The 15,919-nt window shown below is 69.1% G+C and carries 25 protein-coding genes; 4 read left to right on the top strand and 21 right to left on the bottom strand.

The window, feature by feature from the left end; all coding sequences use genetic code 11:
* Positions 1 to 121: 121 nt before the first annotated feature.
* From rplO to rpsJ, 21 genes are all read right to left on the bottom strand, one after another.
* Positions 122 to 577 (bottom strand): 50S ribosomal protein L15, encoded by a 456-nt coding sequence (gene rplO / locus Q0994_RS11110; RefSeq protein ID WP_266705201.1) that lies wholly within the window; start codon positions 575 to 577, stop codon positions 122 to 124.
* A 1-nt stretch (position 578) separates the two neighbouring features.
* Complete coding sequence (gene rpmD, locus Q0994_RS11105) at positions 579 to 761, bottom strand: 50S ribosomal protein L30 (protein WP_018550611.1); 183 nt, start codon at positions 759 to 761, stop codon at positions 579 to 581.
* Positions 761 to 1,366, bottom strand: coding sequence for a 30S ribosomal protein S5 (gene rpsE, locus Q0994_RS11100; protein ID WP_056796577.1), 606 nt, complete (start codon positions 1,364 to 1,366; stop codon positions 761 to 763). Before rpsE ends, rpmD begins: the two co-directional genes overlap by 1 nt.
* A gap of 47 nt (positions 1,367 to 1,413) precedes the next feature.
* Complete coding sequence (rplR, locus tag Q0994_RS11095) at positions 1,414 to 1,797, bottom strand: 50S ribosomal protein L18 (RefSeq protein ID WP_299532272.1); 384 nt, start codon at positions 1,795 to 1,797, stop codon at positions 1,414 to 1,416.
* A gap of 2 nt (positions 1,798 to 1,799) precedes the next feature.
* Positions 1,800 to 2,339: a 50S ribosomal protein L6 gene (gene rplF, locus Q0994_RS11090; protein WP_299532270.1), complete on the bottom strand. Its 540-nt coding sequence runs from the start codon at positions 2,337 to 2,339 to the stop codon at positions 1,800 to 1,802.
* Between the two features lie 21 nt (positions 2,340 to 2,360).
* Positions 2,361 to 2,759 (bottom strand): 30S ribosomal protein S8, encoded by a 399-nt coding sequence (gene rpsH, locus Q0994_RS11085; protein WP_299532267.1) that lies wholly within the window; start codon positions 2,757 to 2,759, stop codon positions 2,361 to 2,363.
* 224 nt (positions 2,760 to 2,983) lie between these two features.
* Complete coding sequence (locus tag Q0994_RS11080; RefSeq protein WP_003948630.1) at positions 2,984 to 3,169, bottom strand: type Z 30S ribosomal protein S14; 186 nt, start codon at positions 3,167 to 3,169, stop codon at positions 2,984 to 2,986.
* Between the two features lie 2 nt (positions 3,170 to 3,171).
* The gene (rplE, locus tag Q0994_RS11075; RefSeq protein WP_033297605.1) at positions 3,172 to 3,729 is read right to left on the bottom strand and encodes a 50S ribosomal protein L5; all 558 of its coding nucleotides are present in this window, start codon (positions 3,727 to 3,729) and stop codon (positions 3,172 to 3,174) included.
* On the bottom strand, positions 3,729 to 4,052 hold the full coding sequence (rplX, locus tag Q0994_RS11070) for a 50S ribosomal protein L24 (protein WP_299532261.1): 324 nt from the start codon (positions 4,050 to 4,052) through the stop codon (positions 3,729 to 3,731). The genes rplE and rplX overlap by 1 nt, the downstream gene beginning before the upstream one ends.
* Before the next feature lie 2 nt (positions 4,053 to 4,054).
* Entirely contained in the window at positions 4,055 to 4,423 is a 369-nt protein-coding gene (gene rplN / locus Q0994_RS11065; RefSeq protein WP_003966950.1) for a 50S ribosomal protein L14, read from the bottom strand.
* 106 nt (positions 4,424 to 4,529) lie between these two features.
* Positions 4,530 to 4,829, bottom strand: coding sequence for a 30S ribosomal protein S17 (rpsQ, locus tag Q0994_RS11060; protein WP_299532256.1), 300 nt, complete (start codon positions 4,827 to 4,829; stop codon positions 4,530 to 4,532).
* Positions 4,829 to 5,053, bottom strand: a complete 225-nt coding sequence (gene rpmC, locus Q0994_RS11055) for a 50S ribosomal protein L29 (RefSeq protein ID WP_275493826.1) — start codon at positions 5,051 to 5,053, stop codon at positions 4,829 to 4,831. The genes rpsQ and rpmC overlap by 1 nt, the downstream gene beginning before the upstream one ends.
* Positions 5,053 to 5,472, bottom strand: coding sequence for a 50S ribosomal protein L16 (rplP, locus tag Q0994_RS11050; protein WP_014047785.1), 420 nt, complete (start codon positions 5,470 to 5,472; stop codon positions 5,053 to 5,055). Before rplP ends, rpmC begins: the two co-directional genes overlap by 1 nt.
* A 5-nt stretch (positions 5,473 to 5,477) precedes the next feature.
* Positions 5,478 to 6,317, bottom strand: a complete 840-nt coding sequence (rpsC, locus tag Q0994_RS11045; RefSeq protein WP_299532249.1) for a 30S ribosomal protein S3 — start codon at positions 6,315 to 6,317, stop codon at positions 5,478 to 5,480.
* Complete coding sequence (gene rplV, locus Q0994_RS11040; RefSeq protein ID WP_026290933.1) at positions 6,317 to 6,664, bottom strand: 50S ribosomal protein L22; 348 nt, start codon at positions 6,662 to 6,664, stop codon at positions 6,317 to 6,319. Before rplV ends, rpsC begins: the two co-directional genes overlap by 1 nt.
* Before the next feature lie 42 nt (positions 6,665 to 6,706).
* Complete coding sequence (gene rpsS / locus Q0994_RS11035) at positions 6,707 to 6,988, bottom strand: 30S ribosomal protein S19 (protein WP_003966956.1); 282 nt, start codon at positions 6,986 to 6,988, stop codon at positions 6,707 to 6,709.
* Positions 6,989 to 7,000: 12 nt separating this feature from the next.
* On the bottom strand, positions 7,001 to 7,837 hold the full coding sequence (rplB, locus tag Q0994_RS11030; protein ID WP_299532244.1) for a 50S ribosomal protein L2: 837 nt from the start codon (positions 7,835 to 7,837) through the stop codon (positions 7,001 to 7,003).
* 50 nt (positions 7,838 to 7,887) lie between these two features.
* Positions 7,888 to 8,211, bottom strand: a complete 324-nt coding sequence (gene rplW, locus Q0994_RS11025) for a 50S ribosomal protein L23 (RefSeq protein ID WP_299532241.1) — start codon at positions 8,209 to 8,211, stop codon at positions 7,888 to 7,890.
* Positions 8,211 to 8,861: a 50S ribosomal protein L4 gene (gene rplD, locus Q0994_RS11020; protein WP_299532238.1), complete on the bottom strand. Its 651-nt coding sequence runs from the start codon at positions 8,859 to 8,861 to the stop codon at positions 8,211 to 8,213. Before rplD ends, rplW begins: the two co-directional genes overlap by 1 nt.
* Positions 8,862 to 8,865: 4 nt before the next feature.
* A complete protein-coding gene (rplC, locus tag Q0994_RS11015) occupies positions 8,866 to 9,510 on the bottom strand; it encodes a 50S ribosomal protein L3 (protein ID WP_299532235.1) in 645 nt (214 codons plus the stop codon).
* A 14-nt stretch (positions 9,511 to 9,524) separates the two neighbouring features.
* The gene (rpsJ, locus tag Q0994_RS11010; protein WP_003948644.1) at positions 9,525 to 9,833 is read right to left on the bottom strand and encodes a 30S ribosomal protein S10; all 309 of its coding nucleotides are present in this window, start codon (positions 9,831 to 9,833) and stop codon (positions 9,525 to 9,527) included.
* A gap of 527 nt (positions 9,834 to 10,360) precedes the next feature.
* Between rpsJ and Q0994_RS11005 the strand changes: the two genes are divergently transcribed.
* The 4 genes from Q0994_RS11005 to Q0994_RS10990 all read left to right on the top strand — a co-directional run bounded on the left by Q0994_RS11005 (position 10,361) and on the right by Q0994_RS10990 (position 15,862).
* Complete coding sequence (locus Q0994_RS11005) at positions 10,361 to 11,269, top strand: hypothetical protein (RefSeq protein WP_299532232.1); 909 nt, start codon at positions 10,361 to 10,363, stop codon at positions 11,267 to 11,269.
* Positions 11,270 to 11,457: 188 nt separating this feature from the next.
* Entirely contained in the window at positions 11,458 to 11,691 is a 234-nt protein-coding gene (locus Q0994_RS11000; RefSeq protein ID WP_299532230.1) for a hypothetical protein, read from the top strand.
* Between the two features lie 102 nt (positions 11,692 to 11,793).
* A complete protein-coding gene (locus Q0994_RS10995; RefSeq protein WP_299532228.1) occupies positions 11,794 to 13,476 on the top strand; it encodes an RNA ligase family protein in 1,683 nt (560 codons plus the stop codon).
* Positions 13,477 to 13,483: 7 nt separating this feature from the next.
* Positions 13,484 to 15,862 (top strand): poly(A) polymerase, encoded by a 2,379-nt coding sequence (locus Q0994_RS10990; RefSeq protein WP_299532226.1) that lies wholly within the window; start codon positions 13,484 to 13,486, stop codon positions 15,860 to 15,862.
* Positions 15,863 to 15,919 lie beyond the last annotated feature (57 nt).

The raw sequence follows: 15,919 nt of genomic DNA, 5'->3' as shown, positions 1-15,919 counted from the left end.
ACCACACAGACGCACGCCACCTTACCGGCGACCACGCCCCCCTAGGAACGACCAACCGGGGATGCCTCGTAATGAGGCATCCCCGGTCGGGTTTTCAGTCCATCGAGTTGTCCGAGTTGTCTCAGACCAGCTCGGTGACGGTGCCGCCGGCGGCGGCGATCTTCTCCTTGGCGGAGCCGGAGACGGCGTCAACCGAAACCTGCAGCGCCACGGAGATCTCGCCCTGTCCGAGGACCTTGACGAGGTGGTTGTTGCGCACGGCGCCCTTGGCGACCAGGTCGGCCACCGTGACCTCTCCACCCTCGGGGTAGAGCGTCGCGAGCTTGTCCAGGTTCACGACCTGGTACTCCGTGCGGAACGGGTTCTTGAAGCCCTTGAGCTTCGGCAGGCGCATGTGGAGGGGCATCTGCCCACCCTCGAAGCGCTGCGGAACCTGGTAACGAGCCTTCGTTCCCTTGGTACCACGACCTGCGGTCTTACCCTTCGACGCCTCACCACGACCCACACGGGTCTTGGCGGTCTTCGCGCCGGGGGCAGGCCGGAGGTTGTGGGCCTTCAGCGGGCTGTTCTCCGCCATGTCAGTCAACCTCCTCAACCGTCACGAGGTGGCGGACGGTGTGCACCATTCCGCGGAACTCGGGGCGGTCCTCCTTGACAACCACGTCGTGCAGGCGCTTGAGCCCGAGCGAACGCAGGGTGTCGCGGTGGTTCTGCTTGCTGCCGATGTACGACTTCGTCTGCGTGATCTTGAGGCGAGCCATTACGCACCCGCTCCCGCACGCGCACGAAGCAGAGCCGCGGGGGCGACGTCCTCGAGGGGCAGACCGCGGCGGGCCGCGATCTCCTCGGGACGCTGCAGGCCCTGGAGGGCCGCCACGGTCGCGTGCACGATGTTGATCGGGTTCGAGGAACCGAGCGACTTCGACAGGATGTCGTGGACGCCGGCGCACTCGAGGACGGCGCGCACGGGGCCACCCGCGATCACACCGGTACCGGGGGAAGCAGGCTTCAGCAGGACGACGCCCGCAGCCTTCTCGCCCTGGATCGGGTGAGGGATGGTGCCCTGGATGCGCGGCACCTTGAAGAAGCTCTTCTTGGCCTCTTCGACGCCCTTGGCGATGGCCGCGGGAACTTCCTTGGCCTTGCCGTATCCGACTCCGACGGTGCCGTCACCATCGCCCACCACGACCAGCGCGGTGAAGCTGAAGCGACGACCACCCTTCACTACCTTGGCGACGCGGTTGATCGCGACGACGCGCTCGACGTACGCGGTCTTCTCGGCGGCGCTGGCGCCACCGTCACGGCCCTTCCGGTCCCGCCGCTCGCCGCCACCGGCACCGCTTCCGCGGCGCTGGGGTCCAGCCATTGGAATTACCTCTCTCTGTTACGTCCGCTGTGCGTAGGAACCGGGGCTTAGAACTTCAGCCCGGCTTCACGGGCGGCGTCAGCCAGAGCGGCAATCCGCCCGGCGTACTGGTTACCACCGCGGTCAAACACGACGGTCTCGACGCCTGCGGCCTTGGCGCGCTCGGCGACCAGGGCGCCGACCTGCTTGGCCTGGGCGCTCTTGTCACCCTCGCCACCACGGATGGACACGTCCAGGGTCGACGCCGACGCGAGCGTGTGGCCCGCGATGTCGTCGATCACCTGAGCGACCATGTGGCGGTTGGAACGCGTCACGACCAAGCGGGGACGCTCCGGCGAACCGGAGACGTGCTTGCGGACGCGGATGTGGCGCCGCTTGCGAGCCGCGCGCTTGTACGCGTCGCCCTTGGCGATCTTCACACCGTATGCCATGGCTACTTACCAGCCTTTCCGACCTTGCGGCGGATGACTTCGCCCGCGTACTTGACACCCTTGGCCTTGTACGGGTCGGGCTTCCGCAGCTTGCGGATGTTGGCGGCCACTTCGCCGACCTTCTGCTTGTCGATGCCCTCGACGCTGAGCTTCGTGGGCGACTCGACCTTGAAGGTGATGCCTTCCGGGGCCTCGACGACGATGGGGTGGCTGTAGCCCAGGGCGAACTCCAGGTTGGAGCCCTTCGCCTGGACACGGTAACCAACACCACTGATCTCGAGCGCCTTGGTGTATCCCTGGGTCACACCGGTGATCATGTTCGCCACCAGCGTGCGGGACAGGCCGTGAAGGGCCTTGTTCTGACGCTCGTCGTTCGGGCGGACGACGTTGAGCACGCCGTCATCGCCCTTGGAGACCTCGATCGGCGCGGCGACGGTGTGCGAGAGGGAACCCTTGGGGCCCTTCACCGCGACCGTGCGGCCATCGATGGTGACGTCCACACCGGCGGGAACCTGGATGGGGAGCTTGCCGATTCGCGACATGAGCTATTCCTCCGTTCCCGACTACCAGACGTAGGCGAGGACTTCCCCACCTACGCCCTTCTTGCTGGCCTGCTGGCCGGTCAGGAGACCGTGGGACGTGGAGATGATGGCCACGCCCAGGCCGCCCAGAACCTTCGGCAGGTTGGTGGACTTTGCGTACACGCGCAGACCCGGCTTGGAGATGCGCTTGATGCCGGCGATCGAACGCTCGCGGTTCGGGCCGAACTTCAGCTCCAGGACGAGGTTCTTGCCGACTTCGGCGTCCTCGACCTTCCAGCCGGTGATGAAGCCCTCCTGCTGGAGGATCTCCGCGATGTGCGACTTGATCTTGCTGTGCGGCATCCCGACGGAGTCGTGGTACGCCGAGTTCGCGTTACGCAGACGCGTGAGCATGTCTGCGATGGGATCAGTCATGGTCATGAATTGGCCTTCGGCCTCTCTCGCCGGGGTTTCCTGTATGCGCCATCCCTCTCCCCACTCAGTGGCGGGACGGGTGCGGTGCGGGGACCTACGGCGTAGTAAGTCGGTCCAGGGCGGCAGGCGCCCAACCCTTCAAGCCTACGGCATGAAAGGAGGGGCTCCTGCCGACCAGATACTTACCGAGAGTCTCCGGGTACTCCCAACGCCCAAGGGGCGAAGGGAAATTACCAGGAGCTCTTGGTCACGCCCGGCAGCTCGCCACGGTGAGCCATCTCACGGAGGCACACGCGGCACAGGCCGAACTTGCGGTAGACGGAGTGGGGCCGGCCGCAGCGCTGGCAGCGGGTGTACCCGCGGACGCCGAACTTCGGCTTACGGGCGGCCTTAGCGATCAGAGCCTTCTTCGCCACGGTCAGTTCTCCTTGAACGGGAAGCCGAGGTGACGAAGGAGGGCACGACCCTCGTCGTCGTTGGTCGCCGTGGTGACCACGGTGATGTCCATGCCCCGGACCCGGTCGATCTTGTCCTGGTCGATCTCGTGGAACATGACCTGCTCCGTGAGACCGAAGGTGTAGTTGCCACGGCCGTCGAACTGCTTCGGCGACAGGCCACGGAAGTCACGGATACGCGGAAGCGCGAGCGACAGCGTACGGTCCAGGAACTCCCACATCCGGTCACCGCGGAGGGTGACGTGGCAGCCGATGGGCTGGCCCTCGCGCAGCTTGAACTGCGCGATGGACTTGCGGGCCTTCGTGACGGCCGGCTTCTGACCCGTGATCGTGGTGAGGTCCTTGACGGCACCGTCGATCAGCTTGGAGTCGCGGGCGGCGTCGCCCACACCCATGTTGACCACGATCTTGACCAGACCGGGGATCTGCATGACGTTCTCGTACGAGAACTCCTCACGCAGCTTGCCGGCGATTTCCTCGCGGTAGCGCGTCTTGAGACGCGGCGCAGTGGTGGCAGTCATCAGATGTCCTCACCGGTCCGCTTGGCAACGCGGATCTTGTTGCCCTCGTCGTCAAAGCGGAAGCCGACGCGAGTGACAACCTTGCTGCCGTCCTTCTCCACGATCAGCTGAACGTTGCTGACGTGGATCGGGGCCTCGGTGGTGACAATGCCACCCGTCTGCGAACCGCGAGCCGTCTGACCGGCCTTGGTGTGCTTCTTGACCCGGTTGACACCCTCGACGAGGACGCGGTCCTGAGCGGGGTAGGCCACGATGACCTTGCCCTGCTTGCCCTTGTCCTTACCGGTGATGACCTGAACCAGGTCGCCCTTCTTGATCTTCATGCTTACAGCACCTCCGGCGCGAGCGAGATGATCTTCATGAACTTCTTCTCGCGCAGCTCCCGGCCCACCGGGCCGAAGATGCGGGTGCCGCGGGGGTCGCCGTCGTTCTTCAGAATGACGGCGGCGTTCTCGTCGAAGCGGATGTACGAGCCATCCTGACGACGACGCTCCTTGACGGTGCGAACGATGACGGCCTTGACGACGTCACCCTTCTTCACGTTGCCACCGGGGATCGCGTCCTTGACGGTGGCGACGATGACGTCACCGATGCCCGCGTAGCGGCGACCCGAACCACCGAGAACACGGATGGTGAGGATTTCCTTCGCACCCGTGTTGTCGGCGACGCGAAGTCGCGACTCCTGCTGGATCACGTCTATCTCCTGATCGTCTGCCGGTTCCCGGCGGGGGCCGCGACCTCACGGTCGCGGACCCCCACCGAGCCTGGCGGAACCTGCCTGAGGGAATACCCCTCAGGAATTACTTGGCCTTCTCGAGGATCTCGACGATGCGCCAGCGCTTCGAGGCGGACAGCGGACGCGTCTCCATGATGATGACGCGGTCGCCGACGCCGGCAGCGTTCTGCTCGTCGTGGGCCTTGAGCTTGTTCGTACGGCGGATGACCTTGCCGTACAGAGCGTGCTTCACGCGGTCCTCGACAGCGACGACGACGGTCTTGTCCATCTTGTCGCTGACGACCAGACCCTCACGGGTCTTGCGGAAACCGCGGTCGCCCGCAGGGGTGCTGTCAGTCGTCTCAGTCACAGTCTTCTCGCTCATCAGGCACTCTCCACCGTCTCGATGCCCAGCTCGCGCTCGCGCATCAGGGTGTAGATCCGGGCGATGTCCTTACGGACGGACTTGAGCCGGCCGTGGTTTTCGAGCTGACCAGTCGCCGCCTGGAAGCGGAGGTTGAACAGCTCTTCCTTGGCCTCGCGGAGCTTGTTGAGGAGCTCCTCGTCGCCCAGTTCGCGCAGCTCGGACGCCTTGGTACCGACCGACATCACGACTCACCTGCCTCGCGCCGAACAATCCGGCACTTCATCGGAAGCTTGTGAGCAGCGCGGGTCAGCGCCTCACGAGCAATCTTCTCGTTCGGGTAGGACAGCTCGAACATCACCCGACCGGGCTTGACGTTCGCGATCCACCACTCGGGAGAACCCTTACCGGAACCCATGCGGGTCTCGGCGGGCTTCTTCGTCAGGGGGCGGTCCGGGTAGATGTTGATCCAGACCTTGCCGCCACGCTTGATGTGGCGGGTCATCGCGATACGAGCTGCCTCGATCTGGCGGTTCGTCACGTACGCCGGGGTCAGCGCCTGGATGCCGTACTCGCCGAACGCAACCTGCGTGCCACCCTTGGACATACCGCTGCGCTTCGGGTGGTGCTGCTTGCGGTGCTTGACCCTACGGGGGATCAGCATTTCGGTCAGGCCTCCGTTCCGGTGCTCTCAGCAGCCGGAGCAGCGGCGGCGGGAGCGTCGGCCTTGGGGGCCTCGGCTGCCGGCGCGGTCTGCTGCGGCTTGCGTCCGCGACCGCCACGCTCGCCACCGCGGGCACCACGGCCGGCGGGACGGTCGGTGCCGCCACGAGCCGGACGGTTACCGGCGCGGGCAGCGGCGTTCTCGGCGCGGACCTCGGCGATGTTCTTGACGTCGCCCTTGTAGATCCAGACCTTCACGCCGATGCGGCCGAAGGTCGTCTTGGCCTCGAAGAAGCCGTAGTCGACGTTCGCGCGGAGCGTGTGCAGGGGCACGCGGCCCTCGCGGTAGAACTCCGAGCGGGACATCTCGGCGCCGCCGAGGCGACCGCCGCACTGGATCTTGATGCCCTTGGCGCCGGCCTTCATCGAGCTCTGCATGCTCTTGCGCATGGCACGACGGAAGGAGACGCGGGAGGAGAGCTGCTCGGCGACGGCCTGGGCCACCAGCTGAGCGTCCACCTCGGGGTTCTTGACCTCGAGGATGTTCAGCTGGACCTGCTTGCCGGTCAGCTTCTCCAGCTCGCCGCGGATGCGGTCGGCCTCGGCGCCGCGGCGGCCGATGACGATGCCCGGACGAGCGGTGTGGATGTCGACGCGGACGCGGTCGCGGGTGCGCTCGATCTCAACCTTCGAGATGCCGGCGCGCTCCATGCCCTTCGTCATCATGCGACGAATGGCAACGTCTTCCTTGACGTAGTCCTTGTACAGCTTGTCGGCGTACCAACGGGACTTGAAGTCCGTGGTAATGCCGAGTCGGAACCCGTGCGGGTTTACCTTCTGGCCCATTACCGGGTTCCTTCCTTGCTGCTGACGACCACGGTGATGTGGCTGGTCCGCTTACGGATCCGGTAGGCACGGCCCTGAGCACGCGGACGGAACCGCTTCAGGGTCGGGCCCTCGTCCACGTACGCCTCGCTGATGACCAGCGAAGAGGCGTCGGGGTGGTCGTAGTTGTGTGCGGCGTTGGCGATGGCGCTGTCAAGCACCTTGCCAACCGGCACGCTCGCGGCCTGCGGGGCGAAACGCAGGACCGCCTGAGCCTCCGTGGCATCCATGCCACGGATGAGGTCCACCACTCGGCGGGCCTTCATGGGCGTGACGCGGATGTACCGCGCCTGGGCCCTGGCTTCCATGGTTGTCCCTTCGGTGTGAGTCATAGTCGTTTCCACCCCGCGTTAGCGGCGCTTCGACTTCCGGTCGTCCTTGACGTGGCCGCGGAAGGTGCGAGTCGGCGAGAACTCGCCGAGCTTGTGGCCGACCATCGACTCGGTGACGAACACCGGGACGTGGATCTTGCCGTTGTGCACCGCGATGGTGTGACCCAGCATGGCCGGGACGATCATCGAGCGACGGGACCAGGTCTTGATGACGTTCTTGGTGCCTGCTTCGTTCTGTACGTCCACCTTCTTGATGAGGTGTCCGTCGACGAAAGGCCCCTTCTTGAGACTGCGCGGCATCTAAACCCGCTCCTAGCGCTTCTTGTTCGTCTTGCGGCGGCGGACGATGTACTTGTTGCTCGCCTTCTTGGGAGAACGAGTACGACCCTCCTTCTGACCCCACGGCGAGACCGGGTGACGACCACCGGAGGTCTTGCCTTCACCACCACCGTGCGGGTGGTCAACCGGGTTCATCGCGACACCGCGGACGGTCGGGCGAACGCCCTTCCAGCGCATGCGGCCGGCCTTGCCCCAGTTGATGTTCGACTGCTCGGCGTTGCCGACCTCACCGATGGTGGCGCGGCAGCGGGCGTCGACCAGCCGGATCTCTCCGGACGGCATACGAAGGTGGGCCATGGTGCCCTCCTTCGCCAGCAGCTGCACGGAGGCACCCGCGGAACGGGCGAACTTCGCGCCGCCGCCGGGCCGCAGCTCGATGGCGTGGATGGTCGTACCCACCGGGATGTTGCGCAGCGCCAGGTTGTTGCCGGGCTTGATGTCGGCGGCCGGACCGTTCTCGACACGGTCGCCCTGCTTCAGGCCACGGGGAGCGACGATGTAACGCTTCTCGCCGTCCGCGTAGTGCAGCAGCGCGATGCGCGCGGTGCGGTTCGGGTCGTACTCGATGTGCGCGACCTTGGCCGGCACGCCGTCCTTGTCGTGACGACGGAAGTCGATCACGCGGTAGGCGCGCTTGTGGCCACCACCCTGGTGGCGAACGGTCACACGACCGGCGTTGTTACGGCCGCCCTTGCTGTGCAGCGGGCGGACCAGCGACTTCTCCGGCGTGGACCGCGTGATCTCGACAAAGTCGGCGACGCTGGAGCCACGACGGCCCGGGGTCGTCGGCTTGTACTTGCGGATACCCATTATCTCTCAGTCCTCGGAAGAATTCCGGATCCTGGACGTCTCGACCTCCGTCAGGAGGTCGGGCCGCCGAAGATGTCGATACGGTCGCCCTCGGCGAGGGTCACGATGGCGCGCTTCGTGTCGGCGCGCTTGCCGAAACCGGTGCGGGTGCGCTTGCGCTTGCCCTGCCGGTTGATCGTGTTGACCCCGGTGACCTTGACCGAGAAGACCGCTTCGACGGCCTGCTTGATCTGGGTCTTGTTGGAGCCCGGCGCCACGATGAACGTGTACTTGTTCTCGTCGAGCAGCGCGTAGCTCTTCTCGGAAACGACCGGCTTCACGAGGATGTCGCGCGGGTCCGAGTACGTCTTGCTGGTAACGGTCGCCTCACTCATCAGGCGGCGCTCCCTTCGGTCTCAGCGGTCTGGGGGCCAGACACGAAGGACTCGAAAGCGGCCTGGGTGAAGACCACGTCGTCAGAGACGATCACGTCGTACGTGTTCAGCTGGCCCGGCTCCAGGATGTGCACCTGGGGCAGGTTGCGGGCGGACAGCCACGCGGCCTCGTCGGCGCGGTCGACGACCAGGAGCAGGTTCGGGCGCTCCGAGATCTTGCCGAACAGCGTCTTGGCGGCCTTCGTGGAGACTCCACCCTCGACCACGCCGGTGACGACGTGGATGCGGGAGTGACGCGCCCGGTCCGAGAGGGCACCGCGCAGGGCGGCGGCCTTCATCTTCTTCGGGGTGCGCTGCGAGTAGTCACGCGGCTGCGGGCCGTGGACGACGCCACCACCGGCGAACTGCGGGGCGCGGGTCGAACCCTGACGGGCGCGGCCGGTGCCCTTCTGGCGGTAAGGCTTCTTGCCACCACCGCGGACTTCGCCGCGGCGCTTGGTCTTGTGCGTGCCCTGACGGGCAGCGGCCAGCTGGGCGACAACGACCTGGTGGATCAGCGGAACGCTGGTCTTCGCGTCGAAGATCTCCGCGGGGAGCTCGACGGTACCGGCCTTGTCGCCTGCCGGCGAAAGGATGTCAATGGTGCTCATTACCTCAAGCCCCCTTGGCCGCGGTACGGACCAGGACGAGGCCGCCGTTCGGACCGGGGACCGCGCCCTTGATGAGGAGCAGACCCTTCTCCGCGTCAACCGCGTGGATGGTCAGGTTCTGGGTGGTGACGCGCTCGTTGCCCATGCGACCCGCCATGCGCATGCCCTTGAAGACACGGCCGGGGGTGGCACAGCCACCGATGGAACCGGGCATGCGGTGCACGCGGTGGGCACCGTGGGATGCCTTGCCGCCCTTGAAGTTGTGACGCTTCATGACACCGGCGAAGCCCTTGCCCTTGCTCTTGCCCGTGACGTCGACCTTGACGCCGGACTCGAACACGTCGGCGGTGACTTCCTGGCCCAGCGTGTACTCGCTGGCGTCCGGGGTGCGCAGCTCCACGAGGTGGCGGCGCGGGGTCACGTCGGCCTTGGCGAAGTGGCCCTTGAGGGGCTTGTTCACCTTGCGCGGGTCGATCTCGCCGAAGGCGATCTGCACCGACTCGTAGCCGTCGCTGTCGTTCGTACGGACCTGCGTCACGACGCACGGACCGGCCTTGACGACGGTCACCGGGACGACCCGGTTGTTCTCGTCCCAGACCTGGGTCATGCCGAGCTTCTCGCCCAGGACGCCCTTGATGTTCTTGCTCATCTCGGCCCGTCCCTTCAGAGCTTGATCTCGATGTCGACGCCCGCCGGCAGGTCGAGGCGCATCAGCGAGTCAACCGTCTTCGGCGTGGGGTCGAGAATGTCGATGAGGCGCTTGTGCGTGCGCATCTCGAAGTGCTCGCGAGAGTCCTTGTACTTGTGCGGCGACTTGATGACGCAGTACACGTTCTTCTCAGTGGGCAGCGGCACCGGGCCCGCGACCGACGCACCAGTGCGGGTCACCGTCTCGACGATCTTCTTCGCCGAGGAGTCGATGACCTCGTGGTCGTAGGCCTTGAGCCGGATGCGGATCTTCTGTCCCGCCATGGCTACTAGTAGTCCTGTCTCTCGTCACGCTCTGGAACCCGGGGGTTCTGGTAACTCCGCATCCGACCCACGCGGTCGGGCGTGTCGCATCCCCTCTACGTGAAACTCCCGGAGGAATTCCCAACCAAGGGGGTGCGGGCCCTGGGACCACGCTGCTGTCGGGGGCGGAACGCCCACCGGGCGCCTGGCCGAGGCCCCACTGACGCTTCCCGAAAGATTCCCGTACGTCCGGCCCGCATGGGGCCGACGAGTACTGTGGGACTCGCTTCCGGTCCTCCCGGCGGGAGGCGCGCAGCATTGACACTCAACCGAGCAACCTGGTCAGTGTGCCACACGGGGCGCGAGCCTGGCCAATCGGCCGAGGATCTTACCCCCGGAGGATGACTCCTCAAACGCGGGCACGCTTCGGTGGGCACCCTTTCCCGTGTCAACCAGCTGGTCAAGGCTCCGCGTCCGCGTTCGCCCGTGCGGGCGAACTGCGTGCGAGTGTGCGACGGGGGGCGGGGCCGGTGCCTAGCGTCGACCCCATGGTCAATTCCTCCCACGAGGCGCTGCACCGGATCTTCCAGGAGGATCCGGGGATCTTCACCCGCTCCTTCCGCTCGCTGGGCATCCCCTTCCCCGAGCCGGTCACGGTGTCCCAGCTCTCCACGGATCTCACCGAGACGAAGCCGCTGGAGCGCCGCCTCGACACCCTGCTGCGCGTCGACACGGCCGACGGGGGCGGATACCTCCTCGCCGTCGAGGCACAGGGCAGGAAGGACCCCGCCAAGCACAGCAGTTGGGCCTACTACCTGGCCCACCTGCACGCGAAGTACGGCCTGGGCCCGGTGCTCCTGGTCGTCTGCCGCGACGAGGCCACCGCCCGCTGGGCGGCCGGCCCGCACCGCATCGGCACGCCGGAGTGGCCGTCCCTCACGGTCCGCCCCCTGGTACTGGGCCCGCACAACGTGCCCGTCATCAGCGACATCGCGACCGCGGCCAGAGACGTCCCGCTTGCCGCCTTTTCGGCGATTACACATAGTAAGAAGCCATACGCGGCTGACATACTGGGAGCGCTGGCCGGGGCCCTGAAGACCGTGGCGCCGGACACCGCGTTGATCCTCGGCGAACTCACCGAACTCGGTCTGGCGGACACGCCGGCCGCGGCCCTCTGGAGGGATCTCATGTCGGCGAACCTCTCTTTCTTCCGCTCCGAGACCAGCGAGCGCCTCCGGGACGAGGGACGCGTGGAAGGACGCGTGGAAGGGCGCGTCGAAGGGCGCGTGGAAGGGCAGGCCGAGTTCCTGCTGTTCGCCCTGGAGGACCGGGGCATCACCGTGTCCCCGGAAGCCGCCGCCCGGATCCGCGCGTGCCGAGACTCCGACACCCTGCGCCACTGGTTCCGCCGCGCCTCCACCGCGAACAGCACCGACGACCTCTTCCGGGACGCGTGACCGGGCCGATCACCGGCCCCCTGCCCGAAACCGGTCGAGTCCCGTCACCTGGCACGCCTGAGGCCTACCAAAGGTCCAGGGCGGCGGGCCGGCCGAACGGCTGCCCGCTGCCCAGGACGCTCTTTGCGAGGGCGTCGGATGGAGAACTGTGAGGCCGCACTGCGGCCGCGGCCCTCTGGAGAGATCTCATGTCGGCGAACCTCTCTTTCTTCCGCTCCGAGACCAGCGAGCGCCTCCGGGACGAGGGACGCGTGGAAGGGCAGGCCGAGTTCCTGCTGTTCGCCCTGGAGGACCGGGGCATCACCGTGTCCCCGGAAGCCGCCGCCCGGATCCGCGCGTGCCGAGACTCCGACACCCTGCGCCACTGGTTCCGCCGCGCCTCCACCACGAACAGCACCGACGACCTCTTCCGGGACGCGTGACCGGGCCGGAGCGTACGACCCCGGCCCGAAACCGGTCGAGTCCCGCCACCCGGCACGCCTAGGTTGGGTCCGTAGACATTCGGATCCACGGGGGCCGGCACCATGCGTACGCACTATCCGAGGACTCCGCATGTGCCCTGGTCACCGGGGGCGACGTCGGACGACGTGCGGGTGGGGGACCTGGCGGGGCTGAGCGGGCGCGAGGTGGTGGTCACGGAGAAGCTCGACGGCGAGAACACCACGCTCTACGGGGACGGACTGCACGCCCGCTCGCTGGACTCGGCCCACCACCCCTCGCGGGGCTGGGTGAAGGCCCTGCAAGGGCGGATCGGACCCCGGATCCCGGCGGGGCGGCGGATCTGCGGCGAGAACGTGTACGCGCGCCACTCGATCCCGTACGACGAGCTGGAGGGCTACTTCTACGGCTTCTCCGTGTGGGACGGCGACCGCTGTCTGCCCTGGGACGAGACCGTGGCGGTCCTGCGGGAGCTGGGCGTGCCGGCGGTTCCGGTGCTCTGGCGGGGCGCGCTGGACGCGCGGGGCGGGAAGGCGCTGCGAGCGCTGGCGAAGGGCCTGGACACCGGGCGCGTCGAGGGGTACGTCGTGCGGCCCGCCGAGGGGTTCGGTGCGGCGGAGTTCGGGCGGTCGGTGGCCAAGTGGGTGCGGGCGGGGCACGTGACGACCGGGACGCACTGGATGCACGAGCGGGTGGTGCCCAACGGGCTGGGCCCCCGGGCCGCGCTCTGGCAGGTCCGTTCCGGCGGCCCGGTGGACGCGTCGGCGCTGGCCGCCGCCGCGTTGCCGGACGGACCGGCCGCCGCGCCCGACGCGGACGCGGCGGTCGCCATGGGCGACCGGTCGGGGCCCGGTGGCGACGCCCGGCTGGACGGGGTGCTCGCCGGGCTGCTGCACCGGGAGCGCCGTGCGACGCTCATGCCGCGCCTGGCCCGCACGCTGGGCCTGCCGGCCGGACGCCGGATCGCCGACCTGGTGGGCCTGCACCGGTCCGTGCTGCGGCCGTATCCCGACGCCGAGCGGCGCACCGGCCTGATCCGCATGTCGTACGCGGCCGATCTGTCCACCCTGCACGCGCTGGCCGCCACGGTGGCCGGGACCGACGAGGAGCGCGAGCAGGCCGAGTGGTCGGCGCTGCACGCGGACGGTCTCACGGAGCCGGCCGGGCTGCGGGAGGCGTTCGCCGGTCTGCCCGACGCGGACGCCCGCGACCGCTGCCTGGCGGAGGCCCGCGAGGCGTGGGCGCTGGGGCGGATCACGAGCGCCGAGGAGGCGGTGGCCGCGACCTGGCGTTGGCGGGACGGGGACTTCCCCCGCCTGTTCGTGATGGTCGGCCCGTCCGGCAGCGGCAAGAGCACCCTGGCCCGCGCACTGCCGGGCGTGGGCGTCACGGTGTCGCTGGACGACCTGCGGGAGGCACGGGGCTCGCGCACCGACCAGTCGGCCAACGAGGAGGTGGTGCGGGAGGGCCACGAACGGCTCGACCGGGCACTCGCGGCGGGCGGCACCACCCTCTGGGACGCCACCTCCCTCACCCCGCGCCAGCGGTCCTCCGTGCACGCGGTCGCCGCCCGCCGGAACGCGCTGGTCACCCATGTGGTCACCGTGGTGGAGGCGGACGAACTGGTGCGCCGCAACGGCCGCCGGGAGCACCCCGTGCCGCCGAAGGTGCTGACCGAGCAGATCCGGCGGTACGTGCCGCCCTGTCCGGGCGAGGCGCACCGCACCTGGTACGCGGGGCCGGACGGCACCGTCGGGGAAAGGGTATAGACGCCGCATGCGTACGAGCGACGAGATCTACCACCGGGTCCGGTGGGACGCCCGCTTCGACCCGGAACGGTTCGTGATCGGGGTGGCGCAGCGCGGCCGGGAGCCGAAACGGATGCGGCTGGCGCGCTTCACGCCGGGCGGGGAGGTGCCCTGGCACCGGGTGCTGTTCTTCGAGGCGGACGGCGAGGTGGTCTGGGACCGGGCCAGTGGCCTCGACCGGCTGGACACCACGGAGGCCGGCCGGGTCCGCGCTACGCACCTGCTGCCCGCCCCGTACTTCGCGGCCCGTACGGCGTACGCCTTCACCGGCGGCAGGTGGGAGCCGGTCGGGGGCACGCGCCCGCAGGACGCGGTTCCGGCCGGGCGGGCGCAGGACGCGGTTCCGGCCGGGCGGGCGCAGGACGCGGTTCCGGCCGGGCGGGCGTTGTCCGTGCTGACGTGGAACACCCTCTGGGACCGTTACGACAGCGACCGCATCGACACCGCTCGCCGCCGTCCGCTGCTCCTCGACACCCTGCGGGCGGCGGGCGCGGATGTCGTCGCGCTCCAGGAGGTCGAGCCGGCCCTGCGCGACATGATCCTCAACGCCCCGTGGATCAGGGAGGGTTACACGGTCGCCGTCGGCTTCGACGTCCGGGACGTGGCCGACTGCGGGCTGCTGCTGCTCAGCCGTCTTCCGGTGCGGGGGGCGGGACTGCACGTCCTGGGCCCGCACAAGGCGATGGCCGTCGCGGTGCTGGAGGGTCCTGACGGCCCGGTGACGGTGGCGGCGACCCACCTGAGCAGTGACCACTCCCCCGAGGGCGCGGTCCGACGCGACCGCGAACTCGCCGACATCGCCACGGGTGTGGCGGGTCTGGACGGTGACGTCCTGCTGCTCGGGGACTTCAACGACGGCGGCGGAAACCCGCAGGCGCGCCTCGGTCTCGCCGACGCGTGGAGCGTGGTGCACGGGCCGGACGACGACACCCCCACCTTCGACCCGGCGGCCAACCCGCTGGCCGCCGTCGGCTCGCTGACCGGCCGGGTGTCCCGCCTCGACCGGGTGCTGTACCGGGTCGGGTCACTCCGTCCGCGGACTGCGTCGCTGGTCGGGGACGTGCCGGAGGCCGACGGGCTGTTCGCCTCGGACCACTACGGGGTGCGGGTGACCTTCGCGGCGGGCCGGGACGACGGCGACGACGGCCCGGAGAACGGCTCGGAGGACGGCTCGCAGGACGGCTCGGAGTGCGGCTCGGAGGACGGCGGGGCCGAGGTGGTCGTCGCGGTGACCGACGCGTTTCCGGAGGGGTGCGTGCATCTGGTCGGCTCGCGGCGTACGGGGTGCGCGCTGCCCGGTGCCGACGTGGACCTGGTGGCCGCGCTGCCCGCCGTGGTGGACGCGGCCGAGCTGCGACGCCGACTGCCGCGGGCGCGGGACGTGCGGGAGGTGACGGGGGCGCGGGTGCCGGGCCTGCGGTTCGCGCTGCGGGGCCTGAAGGTGGACCTGGTCCTGGTCGCGACGGGCGCCGTCCCACCGGGCGAGGCGGTGGCCCGGCGGGCCGAGCTGGGCGACGCGGCGGCCGTCGCGCTGAGCGCGGTCAGCGATGCGCGGGCGCTGCTCGACGCGGTCGCGGACGCCCCGGACCCGGCGGCGTACACCGCGCTGACGAGGGCCGTGAAGGCGTGGGCCAGGGCGAAGGGGCTGGACTCCGCCGCGTTCGGCGGACTGCCGGGGCTGGCGTGGTCGGTGCTGGCAGCCCGCACGGTCGCGGAGGCCGGCGACCTGCCGCCCACGGCACTGCTGCGGCATTTCTTCGCCACCTGGGCGGCCTGGGACTGGACGCGGCCGGTGGCGTGCGGGCCGGTTCCGCGGGCGTACGGATACGGGTACGGAGGCGGCAGCGAGGCAGTGCCCGGTCCGGCGGCACCGCTCACGGTGCTCACCCCGACCGCTCCGGTGCGGTCCTGCACCGGGCAGGTCTCGGCCGCCTTCCGCGACCTGGTGGCCGAGGAACTCTTCCTCGCCTGGGAGCAGTTGGAGTCCCTGCCGGACAACGCCCCGGCTCCCCCGGCCGCGCTCCGTACGCCGCCGTCGCGCGAGCGCCACCGCGCCTGGGCGGTGGTCTCCGTCGCACCCGGTGAGGACGAGGGCCGTTTCCGGGGCCGGGTGCTCGCGCTGCTGGCCGCCCTGGCGGACGCGGGCTCCCCGGACGCCACCGTCTGGCCCCGCCCGGTCGGTTCCGGCCCGGACGAGGTCCGGTACGCCGTCGGCCTCGGAGCCACCCCGCCCTCCCCTGCCCGACTCGCGGACATCGGCACGGAACTGCTGCGCGGACTGCGGGGCGCCCGGCTGGCCCGGCCGGCCCGGCCGGACACGGGCGAGGTGCCGGATTGGCGGGGGTGAGCCGGTTCGAGGCTCTGGGGGAGTCGTCGGCCTGAGGAAACCGAAGGCCGGCATTGC

This window comes from uncultured Streptomyces sp., assembly GCF_947488945.1.
Taxonomy (GTDB): Bacteria; Actinomycetota; Actinomycetes; order Streptomycetales; family Streptomycetaceae; genus Streptomyces.
Note: the sequence above shows the minus strand (reverse complement) of the source record. Positions and strands in the feature narration are given on the sequence as shown.

Excerpts from the sequence above, each read along its gene's own strand:
- rplO (WP_266705201.1), bottom strand. The coding sequence starts at position 577 with ATGGCGGAGAACAGCCCGCTGAAGGCCCACAACCTCCGGCCTGCCCCC.
- rpmD (WP_018550611.1), bottom strand. The coding sequence starts at position 761 with ATGGCTCGCCTCAAGATCACGCAGACGAAGTCGTACATCGGCAGCAAG.
- rpsE (WP_056796577.1), bottom strand. The coding sequence starts at position 1,366 with ATGGCTGGACCCCAGCGCCGCGGAAGCGGTGCCGGTGGCGGCGAGCGG.
- rplR (WP_299532272.1), bottom strand. The coding sequence starts at position 1,797 with ATGGCATACGGTGTGAAGATCGCCAAGGGCGACGCGTACAAGCGCGCG.
- rplF (WP_299532270.1), bottom strand. The coding sequence starts at position 2,339 with ATGTCGCGAATCGGCAAGCTCCCCATCCAGGTTCCCGCCGGTGTGGAC.
- rpsH (WP_299532267.1), bottom strand. The coding sequence starts at position 2,759 with ATGACCATGACTGATCCCATCGCAGACATGCTCACGCGTCTGCGTAAC.
- rplE (WP_033297605.1), bottom strand. The coding sequence starts at position 3,729 with ATGACTGCCACCACTGCGCCGCGTCTCAAGACGCGCTACCGCGAGGAA.
- rplX (WP_299532261.1), bottom strand. The coding sequence starts at position 4,052 with ATGAAGATCAAGAAGGGCGACCTGGTTCAGGTCATCACCGGTAAGGAC.
- rpsQ (WP_299532256.1), bottom strand. The coding sequence starts at position 4,829 with ATGAGCGAGAAGACTGTGACTGAGACGACTGACAGCACCCCTGCGGGC.
- rpmC (WP_275493826.1), bottom strand. The coding sequence starts at position 5,053 with ATGTCGGTCGGTACCAAGGCGTCCGAGCTGCGCGAACTGGGCGACGAG.
- rplP (WP_014047785.1), bottom strand. The coding sequence starts at position 5,472 with ATGCTGATCCCCCGTAGGGTCAAGCACCGCAAGCAGCACCACCCGAAG.
- rpsC (WP_299532249.1), bottom strand. The coding sequence starts at position 6,317 with ATGGGCCAGAAGGTAAACCCGCACGGGTTCCGACTCGGCATTACCACG.
- rplV (WP_026290933.1), bottom strand. The coding sequence starts at position 6,664 with ATGGAAGCCAGGGCCCAGGCGCGGTACATCCGCGTCACGCCCATGAAG.
- rpsS (WP_003966956.1), bottom strand. The coding sequence starts at position 6,988 with ATGCCGCGCAGTCTCAAGAAGGGGCCTTTCGTCGACGGACACCTCATC.
- rplB (WP_299532244.1), bottom strand. The coding sequence starts at position 7,837 with ATGGGTATCCGCAAGTACAAGCCGACGACCCCGGGCCGTCGTGGCTCC.
- rplW (WP_299532241.1), bottom strand. The coding sequence starts at position 8,211 with ATGAGTGAGGCGACCGTTACCAGCAAGACGTACTCGGACCCGCGCGAC.
- rplD (WP_299532238.1), bottom strand. The coding sequence starts at position 8,861 with ATGAGCACCATTGACATCCTTTCGCCGGCAGGCGACAAGGCCGGTACC.
- rplC (WP_299532235.1), bottom strand. The coding sequence starts at position 9,510 with ATGAGCAAGAACATCAAGGGCGTCCTGGGCGAGAAGCTCGGCATGACC.
- rpsJ (WP_003948644.1), bottom strand. The coding sequence starts at position 9,833 with ATGGCGGGACAGAAGATCCGCATCCGGCTCAAGGCCTACGACCACGAG.
- Q0994_RS11005 (WP_299532232.1), top strand. The coding sequence starts at position 10,361 with ATGGTCAATTCCTCCCACGAGGCGCTGCACCGGATCTTCCAGGAGGAT.
- Q0994_RS11000 (WP_299532230.1), top strand. The coding sequence starts at position 11,458 with ATGTCGGCGAACCTCTCTTTCTTCCGCTCCGAGACCAGCGAGCGCCTC.
- Q0994_RS10995 (WP_299532228.1), top strand. The coding sequence starts at position 11,794 with ATGCGTACGCACTATCCGAGGACTCCGCATGTGCCCTGGTCACCGGGG.
- Q0994_RS10990 (WP_299532226.1), top strand. The coding sequence starts at position 13,484 with ATGCGTACGAGCGACGAGATCTACCACCGGGTCCGGTGGGACGCCCGC.